Here is a 2,482-nt window from a genome sequence, read left to right on the forward strand (position 1 = left end):
ACAGAAGTGGGGTATGTTTTCTTTGCAGCCGAAATAATAGCTACGCAACTACATGTTTAGATCTAATGTCATGAGTGCCATATGTTTTGCAGGTGAAGGTATCGCGTCACCCACTGGACGGGATATTGATGGCAAGTACCTGGATCAAAACGAGCGAGACTTGCAGGTTCAGTACGCAAAGTTTCAGGCAGAGTGGCCTATGTTCGGCGTCACGTTGATGTGTGATTCGTGGACTGGGCCGACGAAGATGAGTGTCATTAACTTTTTGATATATTGCAATGGGGTCATGTGGTTCCACAAGTCTGTTGATGCGACTGGAAGATCTCAAGATTCTGCATATTTGCGGAAGGTAACCCCGTACCTAGTTCATTTCGATCCGAATATAATTTGGATGTTGCTAAAGAATATGTGTATTACCAGGAAATTCTGAAGGTGGTGGACGAAATTGGACCAGAGCATGTCGTTCATGTGATCACGGACAACGGCTCCAACTACAAGAAAGCCTGCAAGGGGATTCGAGAAACATACGAACACATTAGTTGGACACCTTGTCTAGCACACACTGTCAACTTGATGTTAAAGGATATCGGTGAAAGGTACGAACATCAAGATTTGATCGATCAATGCAAGAAAATATCAACGTGGCTACACAATCATGGTCAGTTGAATGCAATGATGAGGCAGGCGATTGGTGGTGAGTTGGTGAAGTGGTGTGCAACTCGCTTTGGGACCAACTACATGTTCCTAGACAGCATGTATCGGAAACGTGATCGTTTTATGCAGTGGATGGCATCTCCTGAATTTTTGCAGAGCAAATGGGCCAATTCAAATATGGGTAGATTTACTCATACGAGATTTTCAAGTCTACAGTGGTGTGAGGGAATGAAATTTGTGATTGACTCAGTCCAACCAATATACAGCTTACTTCGCTTTGCTGATCAGGACAAGCGGCCGAACATGTGCGAGGTATGTCACAACGTACAGAGTGTGAGAAATGAAATGCAATCTTTCTTTGGCCGCAATGTTTCCATGTACGAAGAGTATATACGAATTTACAACGCAAGGTTGAAGGACATCTTCTATGACACCTATGTGGTTCCAGGTAAGACGGATTCTGCTGATTGTGAACAAAAGTTTATACTTTCACGTTCCATACACCTTATGCTCATTCGTGGTACTTTCTATTTTGCAGCTTCTGTCCTGAATCCGAGGTATGCCTATACGTTTATTCCAAGTCCAGAAATGTGGAGCACACTGAAGGATGCTTTTCAGCGCATGACCGATATCTCGAGCGCCGTCCAGGCATTACAAGAGGCTGAGCTGTTTCGACAACGGCGTGGTGACTTTGCCACACAATTGGCACAACAAATGGTGCTTGACCCAAAGACAACTGCATCTTCATGGTGGATGGTAAACGGCAACAGAACTCCCAAGCTGCAGAGCCTTGCTTTGCGGCTTGTTTCTCAATGTTGTTCGTCAAGTGGATGCGAGCGGAACTGGAGTACTTTTGCCTTGCTGCATACAAAGGTTCGCAATCGGTTGTCACACAAAAAACTGAACAAGCTTGTCTATGTCAACTACAACCTACGCCTGCGACTTGCGGATGTTGCCGATCCTCCACGGGATCAAGGTGATTTCGTTGAGCAGCTGGCCCATCTTTCATTCTATGATCCTAAAAATCCGGTGCGGGAATGGATGGAATATGGAAGGTCAAACAAAGCTCCTGTTCTAGACGAGGACGATGATGAAGGTGACACACCGCTCCCCTCTAATATTGTCGCTGATAAAATAAATCCGGCGGACCTCCGTACTTCTACAGGGGAAGATTGCATCAGTGATTGGGCACGGCGACATGTGGGTGACACTCATGTAGGGAAGCGGAAGTACCATATCGCGCCTAGCAAGGTTGTCCCGAAGCGCCAACGAGGCCAGGCAACGGGAAAAGGGAAACAGAAAGAAATAGAAGTCCTGAGCGATGAAGACACTGATGATGGTGAGGGTGATAAAAGCCCAGAGTATCAGGAGTCTCAGGACAGCAGCTCTGGCGATGATGGTGATGATAGTAATGATGGGGATGGTAGCAGTGATGGTGATGACAGCAATGATGGTGGTGGCAGTGGTGGCGGCAGTGGCGGTGCTACTGGCGGTGGCGGGGGCGGAGGCGTGTCACCTTCAAACCCACCTGCTGGTCTCCATTTTACAGGTACCAAGTGTACGTATATATGAACATGTTTTTATTATTTTGACTTATGAGTATTAATTATACTATGTGGTTCATTGCAGGGGAGACTGAGTTCACACATGCAACCCAGGACATTGACCATGGAGCACCGATGTCGCAGAGGAGAACGGTTGGACCGACGGATTACGGCTCTCCACAGTTCTCTTCTAGCTCCTCCTACAGGGAATCCTCACAGTCTAGTTATCACTATCCTATACCGGAGTTGAGCATGCAGCCACCGATGAGATGGGTGTACGAATG

General features: G+C 46.8%; 1 protein-coding gene. It reads left to right on the top strand.

All coding sequences use genetic code 11. The annotated features are described in order from the left end of the window. Nucleotides 1-387 precede the first annotated feature (387 nt). Nucleotides 388-2,226 carry a DUF domain-containing protein gene (locus FA727_RS25550; protein ID WP_158318962.1) on the top strand — a complete coding sequence of 613 codons (1,839 nt, stop codon included), beginning with the start codon at nucleotides 388-390 and terminating at the stop codon, nucleotides 2,224-2,226. The last annotated feature ends 256 nt before the right edge of the window (nucleotides 2,227-2,482 follow it).

It is taken from the genome of Robertmurraya kyonggiensis, from assembly GCF_005116465.1.
GTDB classification, from domain to species: domain Bacteria; phylum Bacillota; class Bacilli; order Bacillales; family Cytobacillaceae; genus Robertmurraya; species Robertmurraya kyonggiensis.